26 protein-coding genes are annotated in these 21,672 nt (G+C 60.2%); 11 read left to right on the plus strand and 15 right to left on the minus strand.

Translation table 11 applies throughout. The features are described 5' to 3' along the window. Positions 1-32 precede the first annotated feature (32 nt). Complete coding sequence (gene arfB, locus MLC59_RS15195; protein ID WP_248235807.1) at positions 33-452, plus strand: alternative ribosome rescue aminoacyl-tRNA hydrolase ArfB; 420 nt, start codon at positions 33-35, stop codon at positions 450-452. Here arfB and MLC59_RS15200 read toward each other — a convergent pair whose 3' ends face one another. Further along, positions 453-935 carry a winged helix-turn-helix transcriptional regulator gene (locus MLC59_RS15200; protein ID WP_248235810.1) on the minus strand — a complete coding sequence of 161 codons (483 nt, stop codon included), beginning with the start codon at positions 933-935 and terminating at the stop codon, positions 453-455. 112 nt (positions 936-1,047) lie between these two features. Between MLC59_RS15200 and MLC59_RS15205 the strand changes: the two genes are divergently transcribed. Both MLC59_RS15205 and MLC59_RS15210 read left to right on the plus strand, forming a co-directional pair. Beyond that, complete coding sequence (locus MLC59_RS15205) at positions 1,048-1,776, plus strand: SDR family oxidoreductase (protein ID WP_248235814.1); 729 nt, start codon at positions 1,048-1,050, stop codon at positions 1,774-1,776. Positions 1,777-1,801: 25 nt separating this feature from the next. Beyond that, on the plus strand, positions 1,802-2,386 hold the full coding sequence (locus MLC59_RS15210; RefSeq protein WP_248235817.1) for a 2-hydroxychromene-2-carboxylate isomerase: 585 nt from the start codon (positions 1,802-1,804) through the stop codon (positions 2,384-2,386). A 34-nt stretch (positions 2,387-2,420) separates the two neighbouring features. Here MLC59_RS15210 and MLC59_RS15215 read toward each other — a convergent pair whose 3' ends face one another. The 4 genes from MLC59_RS15215 to MLC59_RS15230 form a co-directional block, all read right to left on the minus strand. Beyond that, a complete protein-coding gene (locus MLC59_RS15215; protein WP_248235820.1) occupies positions 2,421-2,687 on the minus strand; it encodes a DksA/TraR family C4-type zinc finger protein in 267 nt (88 codons plus the stop codon). 1 nt (position 2,688) lies between these two features. Further along, on the minus strand, positions 2,689-3,012 hold the full coding sequence (locus MLC59_RS15220; RefSeq protein WP_248235822.1) for an antibiotic biosynthesis monooxygenase family protein: 324 nt from the start codon (positions 3,010-3,012) through the stop codon (positions 2,689-2,691). A gap of 13 nt (positions 3,013-3,025) precedes the next feature. After that, positions 3,026-3,793, minus strand: coding sequence for an SDR family oxidoreductase (locus tag MLC59_RS15225; protein ID WP_248235834.1), 768 nt, complete (start codon positions 3,791-3,793; stop codon positions 3,026-3,028). 81 nt (positions 3,794-3,874) lie between these two features. Further along, the gene (locus tag MLC59_RS15230; RefSeq protein WP_248235836.1) at positions 3,875-5,458 is read right to left on the minus strand and encodes a PQQ-dependent sugar dehydrogenase; all 1,584 of its coding nucleotides are present in this window, start codon (positions 5,456-5,458) and stop codon (positions 3,875-3,877) included. A 344-nt stretch (positions 5,459-5,802) separates the two neighbouring features. Here MLC59_RS15230 and cspE point away from each other — a divergent pair, with 344 nt between their 5' ends. Continuing rightward, positions 5,803-6,009: a transcription antiterminator/RNA stability regulator CspE gene (gene cspE, locus MLC59_RS15235; protein ID WP_091849065.1), complete on the plus strand. Its 207-nt coding sequence runs from the start codon at positions 5,803-5,805 to the stop codon at positions 6,007-6,009. Positions 6,010-6,104: 95 nt separating this feature from the next. Here the strand turns inward: cspE and MLC59_RS15240 are convergent, their stop codons facing one another. From MLC59_RS15240 to MLC59_RS15255, 4 genes are read right to left on the minus strand one after another with little or no spacing between them, the layout of a single operon-like run. Next, positions 6,105-6,284 carry a hypothetical protein gene (locus tag MLC59_RS15240; RefSeq protein WP_248235841.1) on the minus strand — a complete coding sequence of 60 codons (180 nt, stop codon included), beginning with the start codon at positions 6,282-6,284 and terminating at the stop codon, positions 6,105-6,107. A gap of 51 nt (positions 6,285-6,335) precedes the next feature. Further along, on the minus strand, positions 6,336-7,463 hold the full coding sequence (locus MLC59_RS15245; RefSeq protein ID WP_248235843.1) for a dihydrolipoamide acetyltransferase family protein: 1,128 nt from the start codon (positions 7,461-7,463) through the stop codon (positions 6,336-6,338). 15 nt (positions 7,464-7,478) lie between these two features. After that, positions 7,479-8,507 carry an alpha-ketoacid dehydrogenase subunit beta gene (locus MLC59_RS15250; RefSeq protein ID WP_248235846.1) on the minus strand — a complete coding sequence of 343 codons (1,029 nt, stop codon included), beginning with the start codon at positions 8,505-8,507 and terminating at the stop codon, positions 7,479-7,481. Next, positions 8,504-9,586 carry a thiamine pyrophosphate-dependent dehydrogenase E1 component subunit alpha gene (locus MLC59_RS15255; RefSeq protein WP_248235850.1) on the minus strand — a complete coding sequence of 361 codons (1,083 nt, stop codon included), beginning with the start codon at positions 9,584-9,586 and terminating at the stop codon, positions 8,504-8,506. Before MLC59_RS15255 ends, MLC59_RS15250 begins: the two co-directional genes overlap by 4 nt. Before the next feature lie 237 nt (positions 9,587-9,823). Between MLC59_RS15255 and MLC59_RS15260 the strand changes: the two genes are divergently transcribed. Beyond that, the gene (locus tag MLC59_RS15260; RefSeq protein ID WP_248235943.1) at positions 9,824-10,279 is read left to right on the plus strand and encodes a YaiI/YqxD family protein; all 456 of its coding nucleotides are present in this window, start codon (positions 9,824-9,826) and stop codon (positions 10,277-10,279) included. Positions 10,280-10,398: 119 nt separating this feature from the next. Here the strand turns inward: MLC59_RS15260 and MLC59_RS15265 are convergent, their stop codons facing one another. Further along, positions 10,399-10,614 (minus strand): dodecin, encoded by a 216-nt coding sequence (locus MLC59_RS15265; RefSeq protein WP_248235853.1) that lies wholly within the window; start codon positions 10,612-10,614, stop codon positions 10,399-10,401. 490 nt (positions 10,615-11,104) lie between these two features. Between MLC59_RS15265 and MLC59_RS15270 the strand changes: the two genes are divergently transcribed. Continuing rightward, complete coding sequence (locus MLC59_RS15270; RefSeq protein ID WP_248235857.1) at positions 11,105-12,220, plus strand: PQQ-dependent sugar dehydrogenase; 1,116 nt, start codon at positions 11,105-11,107, stop codon at positions 12,218-12,220. A gap of 66 nt (positions 12,221-12,286) precedes the next feature. Here the strand turns inward: MLC59_RS15270 and MLC59_RS15275 are convergent, their stop codons facing one another. After that, positions 12,287-12,700 (minus strand): GFA family protein, encoded by a 414-nt coding sequence (locus tag MLC59_RS15275; RefSeq protein WP_248235861.1) that lies wholly within the window; start codon positions 12,698-12,700, stop codon positions 12,287-12,289. A 274-nt stretch (positions 12,701-12,974) separates the two neighbouring features. Here MLC59_RS15275 and dacB point away from each other — a divergent pair, with 274 nt between their 5' ends. Next, complete coding sequence (gene dacB, locus MLC59_RS15280; protein WP_248235881.1) at positions 12,975-14,516, plus strand: D-alanyl-D-alanine carboxypeptidase/D-alanyl-D-alanine endopeptidase; 1,542 nt, start codon at positions 12,975-12,977, stop codon at positions 14,514-14,516. Positions 14,517-14,578: 62 nt separating this feature from the next. Here dacB and MLC59_RS15285 read toward each other — a convergent pair whose 3' ends face one another. Beyond that, complete coding sequence (locus MLC59_RS15285) at positions 14,579-15,352, minus strand: SDR family oxidoreductase (protein ID WP_248235884.1); 774 nt, start codon at positions 15,350-15,352, stop codon at positions 14,579-14,581. Between the two features lie 33 nt (positions 15,353-15,385). Further along, on the minus strand, positions 15,386-16,075 hold the full coding sequence (locus MLC59_RS15290; RefSeq protein ID WP_248235886.1) for a histidine phosphatase family protein: 690 nt from the start codon (positions 16,073-16,075) through the stop codon (positions 15,386-15,388). Positions 16,076-16,283: 208 nt separating this feature from the next. Between MLC59_RS15290 and MLC59_RS15295 the strand changes: the two genes are divergently transcribed. Continuing rightward, positions 16,284-17,198 carry a LysR family transcriptional regulator gene (locus tag MLC59_RS15295; protein WP_248235889.1) on the plus strand — a complete coding sequence of 305 codons (915 nt, stop codon included), beginning with the start codon at positions 16,284-16,286 and terminating at the stop codon, positions 17,196-17,198. Between the two features lie 93 nt (positions 17,199-17,291). Here MLC59_RS15295 and MLC59_RS15300 read toward each other — a convergent pair whose 3' ends face one another. Both MLC59_RS15300 and MLC59_RS15305 read right to left on the minus strand, forming a co-directional pair. Continuing rightward, positions 17,292-17,648: a hypothetical protein gene (locus MLC59_RS15300; protein ID WP_248235890.1), complete on the minus strand. Its 357-nt coding sequence runs from the start codon at positions 17,646-17,648 to the stop codon at positions 17,292-17,294. 5 nt (positions 17,649-17,653) lie between these two features. Further along, positions 17,654-18,433 (minus strand): EAL domain-containing protein, encoded by a 780-nt coding sequence (locus MLC59_RS15305; protein ID WP_248235896.1) that lies wholly within the window; start codon positions 18,431-18,433, stop codon positions 17,654-17,656. 265 nt (positions 18,434-18,698) lie between these two features. Between MLC59_RS15305 and MLC59_RS15310 the strand changes: the two genes are divergently transcribed. The 3 genes from MLC59_RS15310 to MLC59_RS15320 all read left to right on the plus strand — a co-directional run bounded on the left by MLC59_RS15310 (position 18,699) and on the right by MLC59_RS15320 (position 21,647). Further along, positions 18,699-19,850: an isocitrate/isopropylmalate dehydrogenase family protein gene (locus MLC59_RS15310; RefSeq protein ID WP_248235898.1), complete on the plus strand. Its 1,152-nt coding sequence runs from the start codon at positions 18,699-18,701 to the stop codon at positions 19,848-19,850. 117 nt (positions 19,851-19,967) lie between these two features. Then, positions 19,968-20,579, plus strand: a complete 612-nt coding sequence (gene coaE, locus MLC59_RS15315; protein ID WP_248235901.1) for a dephospho-CoA kinase — start codon at positions 19,968-19,970, stop codon at positions 20,577-20,579. Between the two features lie 6 nt (positions 20,580-20,585). Beyond that, the gene (locus MLC59_RS15320; protein ID WP_248235903.1) at positions 20,586-21,647 is read left to right on the plus strand and encodes a hypothetical protein; all 1,062 of its coding nucleotides are present in this window, start codon (positions 20,586-20,588) and stop codon (positions 21,645-21,647) included. Positions 21,648-21,672 lie beyond the last annotated feature (25 nt).

Raw genomic sequence — 21,672 nt, forward strand, 5'->3', positions numbered from 1 at the left:
CACTGCAACGCCGATACTGACGAAAACGTTCCATGGCAACACTAATACAAATCTCAAACTACGTAGAACTGGCTGACTGGGAAGTGGAGATCACCCAGATCCGCGCCCAGGGGGCCGGCGGACAGAACGTGAACAAGGTGGCCAGCGCGGTTCACCTGCGCTTTGATATCAACCGGTCCTCCCTGCCGCCCTTCTACAAGGAACGTCTGCTGGCCCTGTCCGATCACCACATCACCAAGGATGGGGTTATCGTTATCAAGGCACAGTCCTTCCGCACCTATGAACTGAACCGCCAGGACGCTCTGGACCGGCTTCAGGTGCTGATAAGGGATGCGGTGAAAATTCAGAAAAAACGCCGGCCAACACGACCTACCCGCTCGTCCCAGCGCAAACGGGTGGATAAAAAGACCCAGCGGGGAAAGACCAAGGCCCTTCGTGGCAAGGTGATGTGATCAGGGCAGAACCTGTTCGGCTTCGTCTTCCGGCTCCCAACCAGCGCCCACCTGCACATGAATATCCCGCGCTGTGACAGGTTCCCCGCATTCCGAGCATACGGTTACCGGTTGCATGACCTTGCCGCAGGCCTTGTGAACATGCGCTATGGGTGCGCCACGCTCGTCAGCCATGTGGCGGTCACCCCAGTTCACCAGCGCCAGGATGACCGGGTGCAGGTCAAGGCCTTTCTCGGTGAGCCGGTATTCCTCACGTAAGGGCCGCTGTTGATAGGGAACCTTCTTCAGTACGCCCTCTTCCACCAGCTTCTTCAGTCGATCGGTGAGCACGTGCCGGGTGATTCCAAGCCGCTTCTCGAACTCATCAAACCGCCGGATGCCCAGAAAGCAGTCCCGCAGGACCATCAGGGTCCACCGGTCTCCGACTACTGACAGGGTTCGGGCCAGGGAACAGGGTTGTTGATCAAGCTCTTGCCAGCGCATGGATGACCTCACCAAGACATTCAGATACAGAATAACTTGACAGGTTCTTTTTTGGAACCGACTATTGGTTAGTTCCAAAAAAGAACCCTAAAAACATTCCGGAGGACCCATCATGCCCACCAATGAAGTTGCCGTAGTCATCGGCGCAGGCGACGCCACAGGTGGCGCCATAGCTCGCCGTTTCGCCCGGGAAGGTTATACCGTCTGTGTCACCCGGCGCACCGCTGAGGCCCTCGCGCCGCTTACCGAAGCGATTACGGCCGATGGCGGTGCCTCCCATGCCTTCGGTTGTGATGCCCGCGATGAAGACGCCATGACCCGCCTGTTCGATCACATTGAGCAGGACGTCGGCCCGGTGGCCGTCGTGGTGTTCAACATTGGCGCCAACGTCCGCTTTCCCATCACAGAAACCACCGCCCGGGTCTACCGGAAGGTTTGGGAAATGGCAGCTTTCTCGGGCTTCCTCACCGGGCGGGAAGCGGCTCGGGTCATGCTGCCCCGCCAGCGGGGTACCATCATCTTTACCGGCGCCACGGCGTCCCTTCGAGGCGCCAGCGGATTTTCGGCCTTTGCCGGCGCGAAGTTCGCTCTGCGGGCCCTGGCCCAGAGCATGGCCCGGGAGCTGGGCCCGCAAGGCATCCATGTGGCCCACAGCATTATTGATGGCGCCATCGACACCGACTTCATCCGGAGCAACTTCCCGGACCGTTACGCCCTGAAGGACCAGGATGGCATCCTGAACCCCGATCACATTGCCCAGCAGTATGTGCAACTCCATAACCAGCCCCGGGATGCCTGGACCCACGAACTGGACCTGCGCCCCTGGATGGAAACCTTCTGACCGAAAACAAAACCGGAGACAATCCATGAGCAAGACCATCGAGTGTTACTTTGACGTAGGCAGCCCCGCCAGCTACCTGGCCTGGACCCAATTGCCTGACCTTGCCCGGCGGCACAACGCCGAACTGGTATGGAAGCCGATGCTGCTCGGCGGCGTCTTCCAGGCCACCGGCAACCAGTCCCCGGCCGCCATTGAAGCCAAGAGCCGTTACTCCCGCATGGATATGCAGCGGTTCGCCAGGCGCTATGGCGTCACCCTGAACCAGAACCCCTACTTTCCGGTGAACACCCTTCAGCTGATGCGCGGCGCCGTGGCCTTTCTGGACACGCCCCGTTTCGATGATTACCTGACCGCAGTGTTTAACGCCATGTGGGTGGACGAAGAGAACATGGGCGACCCCGACGTGGTCACCCGCGTGCTCACCGCTGCCGGTTTCGACCCGGACGATGTGATGGCTCGTGCCAGCGACCCGGCGGTGAAGGAACGCCTGAAGGATATAACGACCGAAGCGGTAGATCGGGGTGTGTTCGGGGCACCGACCCTGTTCGTGGGCGACCACATGTTTTTCGGCCAGGACCGGCTGTGGATGGTGGAGGAAGCCCTGGCCTGAACCAGGAGCCGGTTACCGGGTGTGGCGAGTGCCCTCAGCGAAGCTGGGAGTCCTTACTGCCCCGGCGGTTGAACAGGCTATTATCCGCCTGTTCCCTGTCCCGCTCACTCTGACAACGCACACACAGTCGAACGCCTGGCAGGGCCTGTCGGCGAGCCTCGGGGATAGGCTCGTCGCATTCCTCACAATGCGTCAGGCTCTCGCCTTGAGGAAGATTGGCACGAGCCCGTTCGAGGGCGTCTTCCACGGTGCTGTCGATCTGGTCCTGAACCGCACCGTCCTTTGACCAGCCTCCGGCCATATCAGGACTCCTTCCGGTCGGGGGGCACCACCACCCACTCCGGGTCTTCAAATTCACCAATGGGCGTAATTTCCACGAACGGCGCCGCACTGCGGATAATCTCGGCGATTTCAGGGTTATGCTGCCCTTCCATCGCATCCCGCTGGGCCTTGCTTTCCCAGCTGGCAATGGCGATCAGGGTACTGGGATCACCAATCTTGCGGTGCAGCTCCGTACCCCGGGCGCCCGGAGCCTGCTGGATCAGCTCACTGGCCCTTACCCAGGCATCCGCGTACTCCTCAGCGGTATGGCCCTCCCTGATTCGAACCTCGAAGATAAATTTCACATAGCCCTCCTGGTCAGTCCTCGTAGATCATCTTGCGGGTCATCCCACCATCCACCACGATATTCTGCCCGGTGACAAAACCGGCGTTTTCTGAAAGGAGGAACGCCACGGTAGCCGCAATGTCGTCGGCGCGGCCTACCCGCCCCACAGGATGCTGACTGTGATCACGTTCCGCCAAGGGTTCAGGGCTGTCTCCGCCACCCGGCTGTTCGCCCCGCACATCGATCCAGCCCGGGCTGATACAGTTCACCCGGATCTCCGGCCCCAGGCTGACCGCCAATGCGTGGGTCAACGCTACCAATCCGCCCTTGGTAGCCGCGTAGGCTTCCGTGTCAGGCTCGGACTGCAGCGCTCGGGTGGAAGCGATGTTAACGATACTCCCCCGGGTTTCTCGAAGGTACCTGGTACTGTGCTTGGTCATCAGGAACGGACCGGTGAGGTTAACGTCCAGTCTGCGTTGCCACACTGACAGGTCCAGTTGGTCCACCGGCCCGGTCTCAGGGTCTGCCAGCCCCGCGTTGTTAATCAGGGCATCAAGGCGCCTGCCCCAGGCCAGGGTCTTACTGATCGCCTGCTCCACCTGGTCTTCGCTTGAGACGTCAACCTGAACGAAACAGACGTCGTCGCTGCCCCGGTGCGATGCGACGAACTCTTCGGCTGCCCCATCGTCAACATCGCATATTGCGACCCGCCAGCCTTCGCGCAACAGAAACCGGGCAATACCGCGGCCAATACCCCGGGCACCACCTGTGACCAGTGCAACCTTTTTTAGCTGCCTCAACCTTCCCCCTTACGTACTTCTGATCAATCGTTCCTGCTGAAGGCCCGCCCGGGGCCTGTACAACAGCAGCGGCATCAGCGATCACTGCGGTTCGGGAACAACCCTGACGAGCCTGCCATCAGCATTGTCTGTCAACAGATAAACAGCTCCGTCGGGTCCGGTACGTATATCGCGGATACGCTCGCCCAATTCTTCGAACAGCCTTTCCCTTTCTCTGGCGCCATCGGCGTCCATTTCAACCCGGTGGGCTGCGCGGGTCACCAGGCCGCCAACCAGGAGATCACCCTGCCATTGAGGAAACTGATCCCCGTCATACCGTGTCATGCCCGAGGGCGCGATGGAGGGCGTCCAGTGCAAAACTGGTTGTTCGGTGCCGGGGTACTCAGTAAAAGGTGTGACCCGGGCCCAGGTGTAATCCAGCCCATGGGTTGCCACCGGCCAGCCATAGTTTTTCCCGCCTTCGATACGGTTGATCTCATCGCCCCCGCGGGGGCCATGCTCATGGGCGAAGACCTGTCCGCTGCTCTTGTCGACAACCAGCCCCTGTACATTGCGATGGCCATAGCTGAAGATTTCCGGAAGTGCCTCCGGGTTATCCACAAAGGGGTTATCTTCCGGTGCCGAGCCGTCCGCGTTCAGTCGCACGATGGTACCGATGTGACTGTCCAGGCGCTGGGCCTGCTCCCGGTAGTCAAAACCGTCACCCAGGGTCAGCAGGAGTGTGCCGTCTTCGAGCCAGGCCATGCGGCCGCCATAGTGGACCGCCCCCACCTTCGCCGGACTGGCCCGGAACAGCTCATCCACGTCTTCCAACCGGCCACTCTCCAGACGGCCTCGGGCCAGGCAGGTATGGTTGGCCTGCGCGGCTCCGCAGGCGTAGCTCAGGTAAATATGGCCACTCTCCGGGAAGTTCCGGGCCGGCAGGACCTCAAACAGCCCCGCCTGGGCCTCGCTGAATACCTCGGGCACTCCGGCTACAGGCTCAGGCTGCAATTCGCCGTCTGCGGTAATAATACGCAACCGGCCGGGGCGCTCAGTAACAAGCATGCGGCCATCCGGCAGGAAAGCCAGGGACCAGGGATGTTCCAGGCCGGATACCACTGTCTCCAGTCGATAGCCCGGTCCGGACTGGGCCAGGGCCTGGTCTGACGGGGCTACCAGCAAGGCAATCAGCAGCAGTGCTGTGGCCGAACCGGTTTTGCGGTTGCTACCGGACGATTCTGTGGCCATGGTGGCGAACAGCCAACCGGCAATGGCAGCCGTAACCAGCTTGGCCAGCATACCGCCCGAGCTGCGAGTGGCGGCGATCAGGGTGGGTGGTGGCGCCAGGGCATCCACCAGTGTAAAGGTGGCCCAGAGGCCAACCACCGCTGCCAGAGAACAAACCAGCCGGCGCCAGGCGTGCAGCTTGTGGCGGGTCAGGGTCATGGCAACCAGCTGGGAAAGCAGGAAGCCCACGCCGAACATTACCAGGTAAACCGGTCCGAACTTGGCCAGGTCCTCCAGCGTGGTGGCAAACCAGGCGCCTGCGCCGATCTCTACCCCCAACCCCCTCAGAGCCAACAGGTTGATCTGGGTCTGCACGATGGAACCCAGTGCTGCGCCGATAACCAGGGCGGTGGCAAAGGCCAGCACTATGTGGGACCAGGTTTGCCGCTTTGACATGGAACCTCGCTCTCAAAATTGTTGTTAGCCGGGTACGGCACTGGGAATGCAGTGTAGACCAGCAGGGGCGCTATCGAACCCCTGGTTCGTCCCCCTGGTCCGCCCCGGGATGCGTAAATATACCCACCGGTGAAAATAACAGTAGCTTTTCCCGAATAAGGTGCGTAGATTGGGCGGCGTAGGAAAGAGTTAGCAAAGCAGTTCATCAATAAGACGCCCTGTCAGTAATTGTAGTGTACGTCCTGTTTTTGATCCCGCGCGTTTCTTTTCCGCACAATGCTGACCAGCCCAACAATGGTCCCTGGCGGCGCATTAATCAGATTGATTTCAGGATATTAAAAGATATGTCTACAGTTACCGGTACCGTCAAGTTCTTCAACGAATCCAAGGGCTTCGGCTTTATCACTCGTGAAGGCGGCCCCGACGTATTCGTTCACTTCAGCGCTATTCAGAGCAGCGGTTTCAAGACCCTGGCAGAAGGCCAGCAGGTTGAGTTCACCGTTACTCAGGGCCAGAAAGGCCCGCAGGCGGAAAACGTTGTTGCCCTGTAAATAACAGGCCACAACACGCAAAAAAGGCAGCCTCGGCTGCCTTTTTTTGTGCCTGTGCCCCGCCCTGAATAACGTACTGACGGGCAGACCTGCCCCTATCCGAAGTAATGCCTCAGTATCCCCAGAATCAAAACCGCAGCCATCAGCGGAATGATCCACCGGGAAATCCGGCTCTCATTAATCGCATCCCCCTTCGAGGCATGTTTCTCCAGCAAGGGCACCAGGATAAACAGGGCTGCGAAGAGAACCACCAGTATAATGAACAGTGTTGTCATACTCGCTACTATGGTCCGTCCAACGCACCGTTTCAACCGTCACCGGAATTGTTATCCGGACGCCTCGGAACCGAGCGCCTCCACCACGGCAGCCATGAAACGCGCTGCCTCGCCACCGGTGGCCGCCCGGTGATCGAAGGTGACTGACAGGGGCATGATCCGCCGCACGGAGGGCTGGCCTTTGTGTGGCACCACCTTCTCCCGTATTTTCCCGGCCCCCACGATTGCCACCTGCGGCGGGCTGACAATAGGGTTGGCGTACTGGCCAGTCAGAGTGCCGAAGTTGGACAGGGTGATGGTGGCACCCTGCATCTCCTGTGGCGGGATCTTTCGGGTCGCCACCGCTTCCCGCAGGTTTTCCAGGCCCTGGCGCAGGTTTTCCATGGATCGGTGATTGACGTCCCGCAGCACGGGCACGAAAAGCCCGTCGGGGGTATCCACGGCAATGCCTATATGCACCTCGTCCAGCAGGCGCCGGCTGAGATTATCCCCGTCAAACCAGCAATTAAGGGCCGGTGACACCTCGCAGGCACGGGCAATGGCCTGGACCAGGCGCATGGTGATGTCTGTGCCCTTTTTCCAGTCATGGATATCCGCATCCTCGAAGATGGACACGAGTACCACCTGGGCGTGGGACAGAGCCATATTCTTCGCCATGGTGCGCCGCGGCCCCCGCAGCGCTTCAGCCTCGCCCAGTTGTTTCTGGTGGCTGGCCTGGCGATGTACGTCGTCGTTGGTGATCAGGCCACCGGGGCCACTACCCCTGATATTTTCCAGGCTGATTCCCAATCGTTCCGCCAGGGCACGTACGCCCGGCGTTGCCCGGTTGGCCCGGGCCCGCTTGCTGGATGGCGCCGCACCAATAATGAACGAATCGACCTCGCCTTCACTTTCCCCGGAACCGGAAGACTTCAGCTCGCCCACCACGGTACCGGTGTCCTCGCTTGCACCTTCGAAGGCCAGCAGGGGTTCCCCCGTATGGATGATATCCCCCGCCTCGCCGAACAATTTGGCAATGGTACCGGCCTCCGGAGAGGGCACCTCCACAATGGCCTTGGCGGTCTCGACACTCACCAGCACCTGGTCCAGTTCCACGGTATCGCCTACCTTCACGTGCCACTCGACGATCTCGGCTTCCGGCAGGCCTTCGCCCAGATCCGGCAGTTTGAAGTACTTCATGGAAAACCTCCCCGGTCAGAGCGCGATCACCTGCTCTACCGCCGCCACTATGTCTTCTACCTGCGGCAGGTAGTGCTGTTCGTTGCGATAATAGGGCATCACCGTATCGTAACCGGTCACCCGTACCACCGGGGCCTGCAGGTCCAGGAAGGCGCCTTCCGCGATAGAGGCGGCCACCTCGGCCCCGACACCGCCGTTGCGACAGGCCTCGTGGACAATCACCGCCCGGCCGGTCTTGGCCACGGAGCACAGCAGGGTTTCCCGGTCCAGCGGACTGATAGTGGCCACATCAATGACTTCTGCCGAAACGCCCTGCTCTGACAGTCGATCGGCCGCCTGCAGGGTTTCCATGATGGACGCGCCCCAACTTATCAGGGTGACATCGTCGCCCTCCCGCAAGGTGAAACAGGTATCCAGGGGCAACGCCTCGCCGTTGTCCGTTACCGTCTGGGTTACGGCCCGGTAGATGCGCTTCGGTTCCAGGAAGATCACCGGGTCCGGGTTCCGGATGGCAGCCAGCAGCAGGCCATAGGCACGCTGGGGCGAACTGGGGATCACCACCCTTAGCCCCGGAATATGCGCAAACAGGGCTTCGGTACTTTCACTGTGATGTTCGGGCGCATGGATGCCACCACCAAAAGGCGCACGGTAGACCAGCGGGCAATGGAGCCGGCCCCGGGTGCGGTTACGCATGCGGGCCGCGTGACTGATGATCTGCTCAAAGCCGGCATAGATGAACCCCATGAACTGGAACTCCGCCACCGGTTTCAATCCCTGGGTAGCCATCCCCACAGTGACGCCGGCAATGAGGTTCTCTGCCAGCGGCGTGTCCATCACGCGCTTGTACCCAAAACGCTCCTTGAGGCCCACGGTGGCCCGGAACACACCGCCATTGGTGGCGATGTCCTCACCAAGAACGACCACCGATTCGTCGTTGGTCATTTCCCTTGCCAGGGCCAGGTTGACCGCCTCCACCAGGGTAACCCTGTGGGAGATCGGTGCGGCCTCGTCCTGACGGATAGCTTTCTCTGCGGATGCGTTCATGACACACCTCCTTCCACCTTGCGGGCAAGCCGCTCACGCTGGCCAGCCAGCGACGAGGGCAAGGACTCGAACAGATAGTCCACCATGGCCGCAGGAGGCTCAGGCGCTTTCTCAAGATAGACGTGGACAGCCTTCTCCACCTTGTCCCGGCAGTGGGCCTGCAGGTCTTTTTCCCTGGCCGCATCCCAGTGCCCGGCGTGGTGCAGGTAACTCTGCAAGCGCTTGATGCCATCCCTGTCCCAGGCGCTTCGCAATTCGTCCGCGCTGCGGTAGCGAGTGGCATCATCAGCGGTGGTGTGGTCACCAAGGCGGTAGGTAACGGCTTCGATAACCGTCGCTCCCTTGCCCCCATGGGCGCGATCCAGGGCATGCTCCATGGCCTCGCTGACCGCGAAATAGTCGTTACCATCAACGATGTGGCCGGGCAGCCCGCCGCTGATGGCCTTCTGGGCAATGGTTTCACTGCCGGTCTGCAGGCCACGCGGGGTCGAGATGGCCCACTGGTTATTCGCCACCACGAACACCACCGGCAGATGCCAGGCGCCTGCAAGGTTGACGCTTTCAAGGAAATCCCCCTTGGAGGTGGCGCCGTCGCCCAGGGTGACAACTACGGCCCGTTGCTCGTCCCGGATACGCATGGCGGCGGCAATGCCCACCGCATGACAGCACTGGGTGGCAATGGGAACCGAAATGGGCAGGTCCTGCGGGCACAGCTCCCAGCCGGCACTGCCTCGCTCATCGCCGCCCCAATAAAGCAGCATGTTCACCATGGGCACACCCCGCAGCAGCTGGGTGGCCTGGTCACGGTAATAGGGTGCAAATACGTCATGGCGGTCCATGCACTGACCAATGGCGGTCCCTATGACCTCGTGGCCCAGCACGGAAGGGTAGGTGCCACATTTGCCAGTTCGCTGCAGGGCAATGATTTTCTGGTCCAGGGTGCGGGCAAGCACCATGTTTCGGTAGGCATCGATCAGACGGCCGGCATCGGCGGCCAGTGCCGGCAATTCATCCAGCGGATCACCGGCATCGTCCAGGTAGCGGACATAGTCCATCGTAAACTCATAACGGTTTTTCATCCCCGTCTCCTCACACCGTGGCTTCCCGGGCTTGTGGCCTGTTGCATCACGATGGCTGTTGGTGGGTACCCCGTGGATCTCACGGGCCTGTCCTTATTTTCTAGTCGATGGTCAGCAATTGTTCAACGGGAACGAGACATGATTCTCGCTAGCGACCTGCGCCTGGCGGACCACCGACTATCATTACTACCTGCTGGCGGTTACACTCCCGCCAAGGTCACAGCCGGAACCACTACCATGCCTATCTGGGTCGATGCGGATGCCTGCCCCGTCCCCATCCGGGAAATACTCTGCCGGGCAGCAACCCGCTGGCAGATCAATACCACGTTCATAGCGAACCATGTTATCAGATTGCCCCCCAGCCCCTGGATCCACGCCCGCCAGGTTCCCCACGGCTTCGATGTGGCGGACCAGGAAATTGTTGAGCAGTTGACCACAGGGGACCTGGTTATCACCCAGGATATTCCATTGGCCGCTGAGGCCATCGACAAGGGTGCTGATGCCTTCAATCCACGTGGGCAGGCTTTCACCCGCGAGAATATTCGCCAGCGCCTGGCCATGCGGAACTTTATGGAGGAGATGCGCAATGCGGGCCAGGTGACCGGTGGGCCGGCGGCGTTCAGTCAGCAGGACCGCAAGGAGTTTGCTGACCAGCTGGACCGCTGGCTCCAGAAGAGTCACCGCAAACCCTGAATGTAAAGGCTTGTCAGGACGACAGGCCAGACAGGAAAAGTAAACCGGCTACGAAGCAACCGGCACCCCGCGACCGACGAATCCACGCCACCGGGTGCCGGCTACGCCGACCAGCGAGGTCAGCTGTTCTCGATCCGGAAACCGACCACCAGGCTGACCTGGTAGTGGCCGACCTTGCCGTTTTCGATATGTCCACGGGTTTCGGTCACTTCGAACCACTCCATGTTACGGATGCTTTTGGCGCATTCCGCCAGGGCGTTCTCAATGGCGTCTTCAATACTGGTTTTCGAGGAACCTACCACTTCGGTTTTCTTGTACACGTGATGATCTGACATGGAATTACCTCCTGTCGTTTTCCGCGTGAGAAACACCCTGTACGGGCATTTCGAGTAACCTCACACCGTCAGTGTAGTCGTGACTGCTGAACTTCAACGGTCGACATCAGTTACGTGTACCCAAGCCTCACTGGTTCACCCCCATAAGGCGGGCAAGGTGATTAGTGCCACTGCCAGGATAATCCCCAGGGCCACCCCGGCGAGTTTGATCCCCTCTTTCGCTTCCTGTTCGAACATACCCTGTTCCCCCTGATCTGATATTGGCAGCGACCTCAGTGCTGCCCTCATTTACCTACCTTAATGCAACTGATTCGCGTTTGCAAAAAAACAAGACAGGAGGCCAGCGAGCTACCCTGAAGGCACTTTAATCAAACCGGTACTGCCCGTATGGCGTATACGTTAACGTACAGTAATGAGGGAACTGTCGCCGCACCTCACAGGGTTGGTAAGCTCAGGGGTGTAGCGCCCCCCGCTTACGGAGGAAGTACCCATGCGAAACGTCATCTGTACCACTGTACTCCTTGTGGCCACCACCACAGCTGTGCCGCTGGCAACAGCAACGACCCACGAGTCAGACCAGGCCAGGTTCGAAGTAACCACTGTCGCATCAGGCCTTGAACACCCCTGGGCTATCGCCTTTTTGCCCGATGGCAGCCAACTGGTCACAGAGCGTGCGGGCAGGTTGCGGATCATTCGTAATGGTGAGCTGGAAGAGGAACCGGTATCTGGCGTGCCGGAGGTAGCAGCCCGTGGTCAGGGAGGCCTGCTGGATATCCTTCTTCACCCTGACTTTGATCAGAACCGGCTCCTGTTTCTCAGCTATGCCCATGCCAGTGACGAAGGCATGACAACCCGCGTAGCGCGGGCCGAAATGAACGACAGGGCCCTGGAAAACCTTGAGGTAATTTTTGAGGCAGAGCCCCGCTCAGGGACGACCCGGCACTTCGCTGGTCGTATGGTTATTCCCGGGGATGGCTACCTGTATGTAGCAGTGGGAGATCGTGGCGAAATGAACCGCGCGCAAGACTTTGGTGACGACGCCGGCGCGGTGCACCGGATTACCATCAACGGAGCAATTCCGGAAGACAATCCGTTTGCAGACCGGGACGGAGCCCGGGATACGCTGTTCACCAAGGGCAACCGGAACATCCAGGGCATGACACTGCACCCGCAGACCGGCGCAATCTGGAGCCATGAACACGGCCCCCGGGGCGGCGACGAGGTAAACATTATCGAGGCCGGTAGCAACTATGGCTGGCCGGAGATCACCTACGGCATCAACTATGACGGCACGTCCATCACCGACCAGACCCAAAAGGACGGCATGGCCCAGCCCCTGCACTACTGGGACCCTTCCATCGCCCCGTCGGGGATGGCGTTCTATACCGGTGAGGACTTTCCCGAATGGCAGGGGGACCTGTTCGTTGGCGCGCTCAAAATGCAGAAGCTGGTACGCCTGGAGCTGGAAGGCCAGGAAATTACCGGAACGGAGGACCTCCTCAGCGGCCTGAACAAGCGCATCAGGGCAGTGTCCATGGGGCCAGACGGGAAGCTTTGGCTATTGACCGACTCCGGCAACGGTGAGGTCCTGCGACTGACGCCCTGAACTGGAGCCTCCGCGTCACGCAGTCAGCCAGCGACTTGACCAGGCGCGGCACTCAGTGGGGGTCGTTCAGTGGGGGTCGTTGGCCCTTTCGGTCTTTTCGTGCTGTGGCAGGTCATCGTTGATGGCGAACCAGTCTGCTTTTGAGCCGGTGAAAACATGGCCAGCCGGCCCCTTGCCCAGCGGCTCGTTGATCACACCGACCCTGAGCCGCAGGATGCCGGGAATGGCATCCACCCGACTGTACAGCTGGCTACCGCAGCGATTACAGAAAGCCCGGTATTTTCCCGGCCTGGACTCAAACTCGGTAATACGCTCTTCGCCGCCCGTAAAGCGGAAATGAACCCGCTGCACCGGCGCGCTGGCAGAGAACGCGCTGCCATGGGCCCGGCGGCACTGGCTGCAGTGGCAAAGGGCGACTGGCCCGAGGGGCCCGTCGTATTCAAAGGTTACCTCACCACACAGGCAGTGCCCTGTCAGCATCTTATCCAACTCCTTGATTCAACGACATGAAATACGGTTTTGTCCGGCGCATTCTAGCAACGTCCGCCAGGCCCGGCAGCCCTGAAATCCCCCTGATTGCCCGAAACGGGGTAACCGTGGCGCCACACTCTGTAACGGGCCGTCACAAAAGTGCTTAAATTCCGAAACCCTGCTGTCATTTTTTAACGTTATGTATAGGACGAGAACATAGTCGTCGTCCAAAAATTAAGCTATGGTTAGAAAATAAGTACCCACCACGACGGACGTTGCTGCCATGCCACTTCAAAAACTCACTAGCACCGGACTAAGCTCCCTGGCCCGAAACACGGTCCGTTCAATCGGGGCGGGCCTTATTTCAGGCGCCCTGCTCGCAGTTACAGCCACCGCAGGGGAGCTGGACAAGCGGGTCTGGGGCAGTGAGGTGAGGAGCTTCGCGCAGGAATCCCTGGATGACCTGAACGGCCTGAGCGTGGCCGCGATACCCATGGACGGCCCCGGCACTGAGCAGTACATCAATGCGGACGCCATCATGAGTCCTGGGTCCATCATGAAGGTACTGACCACCTATGCCGCACTGGAAATCCTCGGCCCCAACCACCGCTGGACAACCAGCTTCCTTACGGATGGCACCTTCGAGGGCGAGACCCTCAAGGGTAACCTTTACGTCCGCTTTGGTGGCGACCCCAAGCTGACTATCGAGCGGCTCTGGACCGTCATTCACGACATTCGCTCGCTGGGTGTGACAACCATCGAGGGTGATATCGTGCTGAGTGACCGGGCCTTCCTGTTGCCTGACGGACTGCCACGGTTCCATGATAACGGCAACAACCCCCACCGGCCGTTCCTGGTCGAACCTTCGCCGGTGCTGCTGAACATGAACCTGGTACATTTCCAGGTACGGGCGGATGAGCGGGGCACTCGTGCCTGGACCACGCCGGCCCTGCCATCTGTCAGCATCGACAACCGCATCACCCCTGTCGAGGAAGGGTCCTGCCCCGGACGCCGCCAGATTGACTGGACGCCGGTATTTGACCAGGCCGGCAAGGTCACCGTCCGTGTAGAGGGCAAGCTGCCCGAGGGCTGCCGCACCACAAACTATCTGTCCCTGTTACCCCACGACCAGTACAGCGGCGAGATACTCATCTCCCTCTGGCGTGAGCTTGGCGGTGCAATTACCGGAAGCTGGCGCACAGGCACCATCCCGTCCGGTACACGCCTGGTCACCAGCACCACCTCACCGGACCTTGTGACCATGGTCCGCGACATTAACAAGTGGAGCAGCAACGTCATGGCCCGCCAGCTGTTGCTGACCATCGGGGCCCGGAATCGCCACGCGGCCGACAATGATGACCGTGTTTCCGGCATCCGGGCAATCTATGACTGGCTGGAAGGTAAAGGAATCGACACCCGGGGCATGGTGATTGACAACGGTAGCGGCCTTTCCAGGCACGCCCGCATGAGTACACGGCAAATGTCGAGCATCCTGACACAGGCATGGGCAAGCCCCTACGGCCCGGACCTGATGACATCCATGCCATTGACCGCCATGGATGGCACCATGGCACGGCGCCTGCGCAACCTGGGCATGGAAGGTATGGGGCGCATCAAGACCGGCCTGCTGCAGGACGTGCGTTCTGTAGCCGGCTACACCCGGGACGCAAATAACACTACCTGGGCCGTGGTAGGTATCGTCAACCACTCCCCGGCCTGGAACGGCCAGGCCCTGCTGGACAAGGTGCTGTACTCGCTCCACCGCAACCCGCCCACCGGTACTGCCATTTCCCAGGCGGAAACCGGATCACCAACGGTCCAGTAACAACCCGAAAAAAGCCCCGGCCTGAGGTCAGAGCCGGGGCTTTTTGGTCACCATCCGTTGGGTCAGACCGTCAGGTAGCCGCCATCCACGTTAACGCAGGTGCCGGTGGTGTAGCTCGACGCTTCGGATACCAGGTAAAGAATGGTGCCAGCCATTTCATCCGGGTGTGCCATCCGGTGCATGGGAATATGCTCCATCGCCCGGTCACGAATACTGTCGTTGGTGGTCAAGGCACTTGCGAACTTCGTGTCAGTCAGCCCCGGCAACAATGCATTGACGCGGATATTATCCGGTCCCAACTCGCGGGCATAGGCCCGGGTCATGGCAATCACCGCTGACTTGGTAATGGAGTAGATACCCTGCATAAAGCCCGGGGTAACACCATTCACCGACGCCACGTTCACAATGGCCCCTGGCTGCCCCTGCTCTTTCATCAACTTGGCGGCTTCCGCGCACATAAAGAAATAACCGCGAATATTGACGTCCACCGTCTTCTGGAAGGCGCCCAGGTCGGTCTCTTCAATCTTGCCAAAATACGGATTGGTGGCCGCATTGTTCACCAGGATATCCAGCTTGCCATGCTTGTCACGGATATGCTTCCAAATGGCTTCCAGCTGCTCCATCTCACCGATGTGGCAGGCAACAGCTTCAGCGCTGCCGCCGTTATCCCGGATACTGCTCGCCACCGCTTCACAACCGTCAATCTTGCGACTACTGACAATGACATGTGCTCCGTTGTCTGCCAGAAGCCGGGCAACGCTTTCACCGATACCACGGCTGGCACCGGTAACCAGGGCGACCTTGCCTGCAAGGTCAAAAAGATTCTTCTTGCTCATGTTCTCTTTCCTTTCAGTCGAACTTTCTTCCGTTTAGCGGAAGGTGACCAGTTCCTGCCCTTCCGCCTCCAGGTGGCTGTAGTTGTTGAAAACCGCCAGGCTGCGCCTGTCCCCTGAATACAGAACCCGGGTGACACTGGTGTTGGCAATAACCTCGTTCAACGCCAGCGCCCGGCTGTCGCTCAGTTGCAGCAGGTTTTGCAGGATCACCGCAATTGGTCCGCCAGAGGTGGATACAAAGACATCACCACCGTTGGCCCAGCTGACCAGGTCGTCCAGTGCCTTATTAACCCGGGCCTTGAACTGTAGCCACGTCTCAGGGTAATCCTCGTCGTGGTCGCCACTCACCCAACGCTGAACAGCCTGGGTGAAGGTCTGCTGGAACGCCTTTGCCGGATGGCCCGTGGCGGCCAGGTCAGCCTGCATCCGCTCACGGTCTGCCCATTCGGGCCGGAAACGGAAAACTACCCTGGCATGGTCAAACTCGTTGAAACCGGTTGCCACCTGCATATCCGGGAACGCCCCGCGATAGCCGCTGGCAATGGCTTCCACCGTTTCCCGGTGGCGCTGCATATCGCCACCGATCACTACGTCCGGGTGCACCCGCCCTGCCAGCCAGCGCCCCAGAACCCGGGCCTGCTGCCAGCCGGTTTCTGATAACTGATCGTAGTTATCTTCGCCGAAGCTTGCCTGACCGTGCCGGATCAGATAGATGGTTGCCATGGATCACCCCCGCCATTCACTTGATCCAGCGCCGGCGCCCGGCCCAGGCCCCTGGCACCACCGGTTATAAATATTCTCTGGGACATTCCGAAACCCACTCAAATTTGTCGTAACGGGCCAGTCTAGTAACATGCACTGTATTACGCGACTGAATTGTTTTAATTCCGTACCATTATCGAGATTGATTCATTTACGAGACACTGCTCCCATGGCCTCAAACCGGCTAGATCTTAACCTGCTTCACGTGTTCGATACCATTTACCGGGAAGGCAGCCTTACCCGCGCCGCCCGAGCCCTCAACCTGACCCAGCCGGCGGTCAGTCATTCCCTTGCCCGGCTGCGGGAACACTTCGATGACCCATTGTTTTCCCGGCAAGGGAACCGGATGGTACCCACCCCGCTGGCACGTCGCTTTGTGGAATCCATGCGGCCGGGACTTAACCAGATCCACAGTGCTGTAAACCAGTTCCACGCCTTCGACCCGTCCAGCCACCGCAAGACCTTTGCCCTGGCGCTCAGGGACGTGCTGGAGTCGACGTTCCTGCCGCAACTGGTTACCCGGCTGAACGACTACCCGGAAATCGAGATCAACAGTCAGCGGGTAGCCAGGCGGGATATGGAAAGTCTGCTGGCGGCGGGCCGGCTGGATTATGCCGTGGATGTGCTGCTGCCTATTGGTGACCAGACTGCCCACGAGCAGCTGCGCAAGGACCGGCGAGTGGTTATCGCCAGGAAAGGACACCCACTGGAAGGGCAGGACCTGACCATGGACAATTACCTGTCAGCAAAGCACATCCTGGTGTCATCACGGAATGAGGGACCGGGCATCGAAGATTTCGAATTGTCCCGTATGGGCCTGCAACGGCAAATCCGTCTGCGCTGCCAGCACTATTACGCCGCCTGCCAGGTGGTGGAGAGCTCTGACCTGCTACTGACCATGCCGGAGGGTTACGCCCGCCAGATGGCAACCCGCTCTGATACCTGCATTCTTAACCCGCCACCCGGGCTGCCGGACGTGGACATCCAACTGTACTGGCACCGGGCCTATGAGAAAGAGCCCGCCCTGCTCTGGCTCAGGGAGCAGTTCCATGCCGTGGCGGCGGAGTACCAGGCAGCCACCTGAACCAGGGCGCGACGGGTCTGCGAGGCAGAACGCCTGCACCGCTGCGCGGCAGTTGCCCGGCATCATGTCTACCGGGCAAATGGCTGGCCGGGCTCAGAAAACACCCACGACCCACAGGAAGCCGGCAAACCCGGCCCCGGTGATTGCCAGGGCCAGGGTAACCACGCCGAGCCCCCACCACACGGCCGCCCCGTCGGAAACCCCGACATCATGGGCCCTGACGGTTCGATAAAACGCCCAGGGGCCCAGCAGGAAAGCGCCGAAAATGGCAAACACCAATCCCAGGCAAACGCCGGTAAAGGTCCAGGTTGCCAGGGCCGTGGCACGGTCGTTAAGGTTTTCCGTGACCTGGTGGCCCTGGAGGAATTTCCGGCAAAGCAGCCAGATCAAACCATAGAGCACACCAACAAAGACAATGCCGCCAACCAGGGTGACCAGACGATAGAGCACTGGCGTCAGGCCCCCTCGCCAATGTCCGGGAAAAACGGCTCAGGCAGGGTCTCGAAACCCGGTCGGGCAAACAGGTAGCCCTGGAATAGCCGAATACCGCGCCCGTGGAGCCAGGCATACTCCTCAACGGTTTCAACGCCCTCGGCAACAATGCGGCCACCGAGCTGGGTCATCATGGTCACGATGCCATTGACCACCGCCTGTTTGTTGGGCTCCCGGTCAATATCACGTATCAGGCCCATATCCAGCTTGAGCAGCTCCGGAGGGCTGGCGGTCATCAGGTTGTAGCGGGAAAAGCCTGCACCAAAGTCATCGATGGCCGTGCTGAAGCCCATGCTCTGGTAGGCCTTGATAATTGACACCAGGTGATCCACCGATGACAGGTCTTCGCCTTCAGTCAGTTCAAAGATAATCTTCCGGGTGTCGAAGTTATAGGTTTTCGCGGCCGCCAGGGTCGTCCGGATGCAGTATTCTGCCTGGTACACCGCGTTGGGCATGAAGTTGATGCTGAGCATCGTATCCATCCCGAGGCGGGAGGCCAGCTTGACCGCCTTGACCCGGCAGATCTGGTCAAACGAATAGCAATTCCTGTCGTTCACCTTTGAAAGGATGCTCCAGGCGCTCTCACCCGAGGTGCCCCGGACCAGCGCTTCATAGGCAAATACGCTCTTGTCGGAGACGTCTACTATGGGCTGGTAAGCAAATGAAAACTGAAAATCCAGACCCTCGCCACAGGCGCACTGGCCGCAATGAGACTCATCATACAAAACTTCTGGCCGCTCCACGCATGCTCCTATCTGGCTGGTGAGTCAGGGAGACCCTGCTCTTGTTAATCCGGTTTATACAAAGACGCACCGAGTCACTATAGACACCCTTCAGGGGTCCGTAAACGCATTAAAGACTGACGAATCCTGCCCCGCTGACTACACTGGGCCAAGGACACCGGACAACGTCCGGTGTCAGGGTCTATGCCAATATGACAAGGGTACCTGTAACCTGGTGCCGCTTTTGCAAATACTTGTAAATTCGTAGCTCTTGGAGTGTCGCTCTATGCCCCAGCCCCTGCGCATCGCCGTTACACCCGGCGACGGAATTGGCCCGGAAGTCGTGGCCGAGGCGATTAATTGTCTGGAACGTTTGCGGAAAAAGCACCAGCTCCCCCTGGAGTGGACCCGGTTTCCCTGGCCATCCCACGCCTGGCATGAGCAACATGGCGAGGTGATGCCGGCTGACGCCCTTGAACAACTGGCCCATTATGACGCCATCCTGTTGGGGGCCCTGGGTGATCCAGGTCCCGCGGACGACCCGGAACGTTACCTGCTGTCTGACAGTGTTTCACTCGCCCCCTTGCTGGACATGCGCAAGGGGTTCGACCAGTGGGTCTGTGAGCGGCCGGCACGACTGTTGCCCGGCGCCAGGCAGTACCTGGCCGACGACCGGGCCCGGGACATCGACATGCTGGTCATTCGTGAGAACAGCGAAGGAGAATATGTCGGTCAGGGCGGTCGGCTTCGTCAGGGCACCGAGCACGAAGTGGCCACACAGATGGAGGTGTTCACCCGCCGGGGCACCGAGCGCATCATCCGGTACGGGTTTGAGCAGGCGCGGTTACGAGCCGAGACAAGACGGGCCGAAGGCCGCCAGCGTGAATTTCGCAGTCACCATGGCCAGGTCGCCGAAAGTCAGGTTTGCATCATCACCAAGCGAAACGCCCTGCGCTACTGGGGCGATATGTATACCGAGGTATTCGAAGACGTTGCCCGGGATTACCCGGATGTAGCCACCCACCACGAACTGATAGATGCTGCCTGTATGAAGTTCGTCCAGGCGCCATGGGCATTTGACGTTGTGGTTGCCAGCAACCTCCAGGGCGACATCCTCACCGACCTGGCGGCCGTGCTCTCCGGCGGAATGGGCGTGGCCCCCTCTTGCAACCTGAACCCGGACAACCCGGACATGCCTTCCATGTTCGAGCCAACACACGGCAGTGCCCCGGATATCGCCGGCCAGGGCCTCGCCGACCCGACCGCCATGCTGTTCACCGCCGCCCGCATGCTGGAATGGCTCGGACGCAGGGAGCCCTTGCTGGCCAGGGCGGGGCAGGAGCTGTTTGATGCCGTTGCCGCAGACCTCGCCGAAAATGGCAACCAGCGTCGGGATACCCGGGCCATCGGTGACTCGGTTCTGGCAAGGCTGGGCTGATTCGACAGCAAACAAAGGTGCAACCCGGGGCTGGTCCATGGCAGAATCCCCTCCCATTGACCAGCCTGGCCGGCCCTGTGACTCCGGCCTGTCACTGAAGAAGAACCCGAGGTATTGATGAGCAACCCTGCAGTCATTGGCCTGACCGGCGGTATAGGAAGCGGAAAGTCCACCGTGGCAAAGATGTTTGGCGCGCTGGGCGTGCACTGGGTCGATGCGGACATCGTGGCACGGGAAGTCGTGGAGCCGGGCACGCCTGCGCTCGGGAAAATTGCCGAGCACTTCGGCGCAGAGATCCTCCAGGATGACGGCCAGCTCGACAGGGCGGCCCTGCGTACCATCGTATTCAAGGACCCTAACGAGCGGGAATGGCTGGAATCCCTGCTGCACCCCACCATCCGCGACGAACTGGCCCGCCAGCTTCAACCGGAGAACTACCACCTGCCCTACGTATTGCTGGTATCGCCGCTGCTGCTGGAAACGGATCAGCATACACTGGCGAGCAGGGCTATCGTCGTTGACGTACCCGTTGAGACCCAGATCGAACGCACCATGAGCCGCGACAACAATGATCGCGACCAGGTCGAGCGGATCATCGCCGCCCAGATGCCCCGGGAGCACCGCCTGGGCCGTGCGGATCACATCATCCGGAACGACCGCCCCCTGCCCGAGGTGGAACAACAGGTGCAGGAGCTGCACCAGCAACTCCTGGACATCTGTCGGGATTAGCTACGGGTGCGCCATCGAACCATCCTGCTCCAGCACCTGATGCTGGCATTCATTGCCAGCCTGGCTGGCATCCCGGCAACGGCGTCGGCTCAGTCAGCCTCAGACATGCTTTCACCGGAAAACCTGCCGGGGAATTTCTATACCTTCAGCCCGGACGAGTTCTGGCTGGAACCCAGGGACACCTACTGGACAAGTTTCTCCAACTGGGTCATTCGCCAGGAGCAGGTGCAGTCTGATCGTATCCAGGCCCTGGGTGCCTGGGCAGACCGCACGCTCTCCGGCAACCCCCGCGCCCTGCCCGGCAACGAAAGCTACCTGCGCCTGGGCCTCGCTGCCGAATCCGAAACCGGCAGGCTGGCCAGCATTGAACCGGAGGCTCGCTTCCGCATTGACCTGCCCACTGCCGAAGAGCAGCTCCGGGTGGTACTGGAGAGCGAGAGTGATGAACTTATCCCCCTGGGCGAACGCCGGCGCAGTCGCCAGCTCACCGATGACCAGCGCTCTGATACCGATGCTACGGGCGCCCTGCGCTACCTGTCAGTGATCTCCGACACCATTAACCTGAGCAACGACCTGGGCGCACGCCTCCGATTTCCCCCGGATGCCTTCTGGCGGGCCACTGCACGGGGGAACTGGAAACTGGATGGCTGGCGCCTGGGTGCCCGGCAGCGGGTGTACTACTTCCACCAGGATGGCTGGGGCGCCTCCACCTGGTTAGGGTTCGGCAAGGACATTGGTAAAGGCTGGACCTTCCTCGCCAGTTCAGAAGCCGTTTGGGTACATGACGAGCGACAGTTTGACCTTGCCCAGATTCTGGACTTCCATAAACGGCTCAATAACCGCTCCGAACTCAACCCCCGGCTGGGCGTACTGGGTGAAAGCCAGCCAACATGGCGCCAAACCGGCTACTTCGCCGACGTCACCTGGCGTTATCGCCTTTACCAGAACTGGCTGTACGGTGAAGTCATCCCTTCGGTGGAGTTCCGGCGGGACAACGACTTCAAGGAACACACCTCGTTCCTCCTGCGCCTGGAAATGTACTTTTCCGGCAGTATCCTGTCACGCTGACCATTACCAGACCCCGGGAGCTACT

The sequence above is a fragment of the Marinobacter bryozoorum genome, from assembly GCF_023156245.1.
In the GTDB taxonomy this organism is placed as follows: domain Bacteria; phylum Pseudomonadota; class Gammaproteobacteria; order Pseudomonadales; family Oleiphilaceae; genus Marinobacter; species Marinobacter bryozoorum.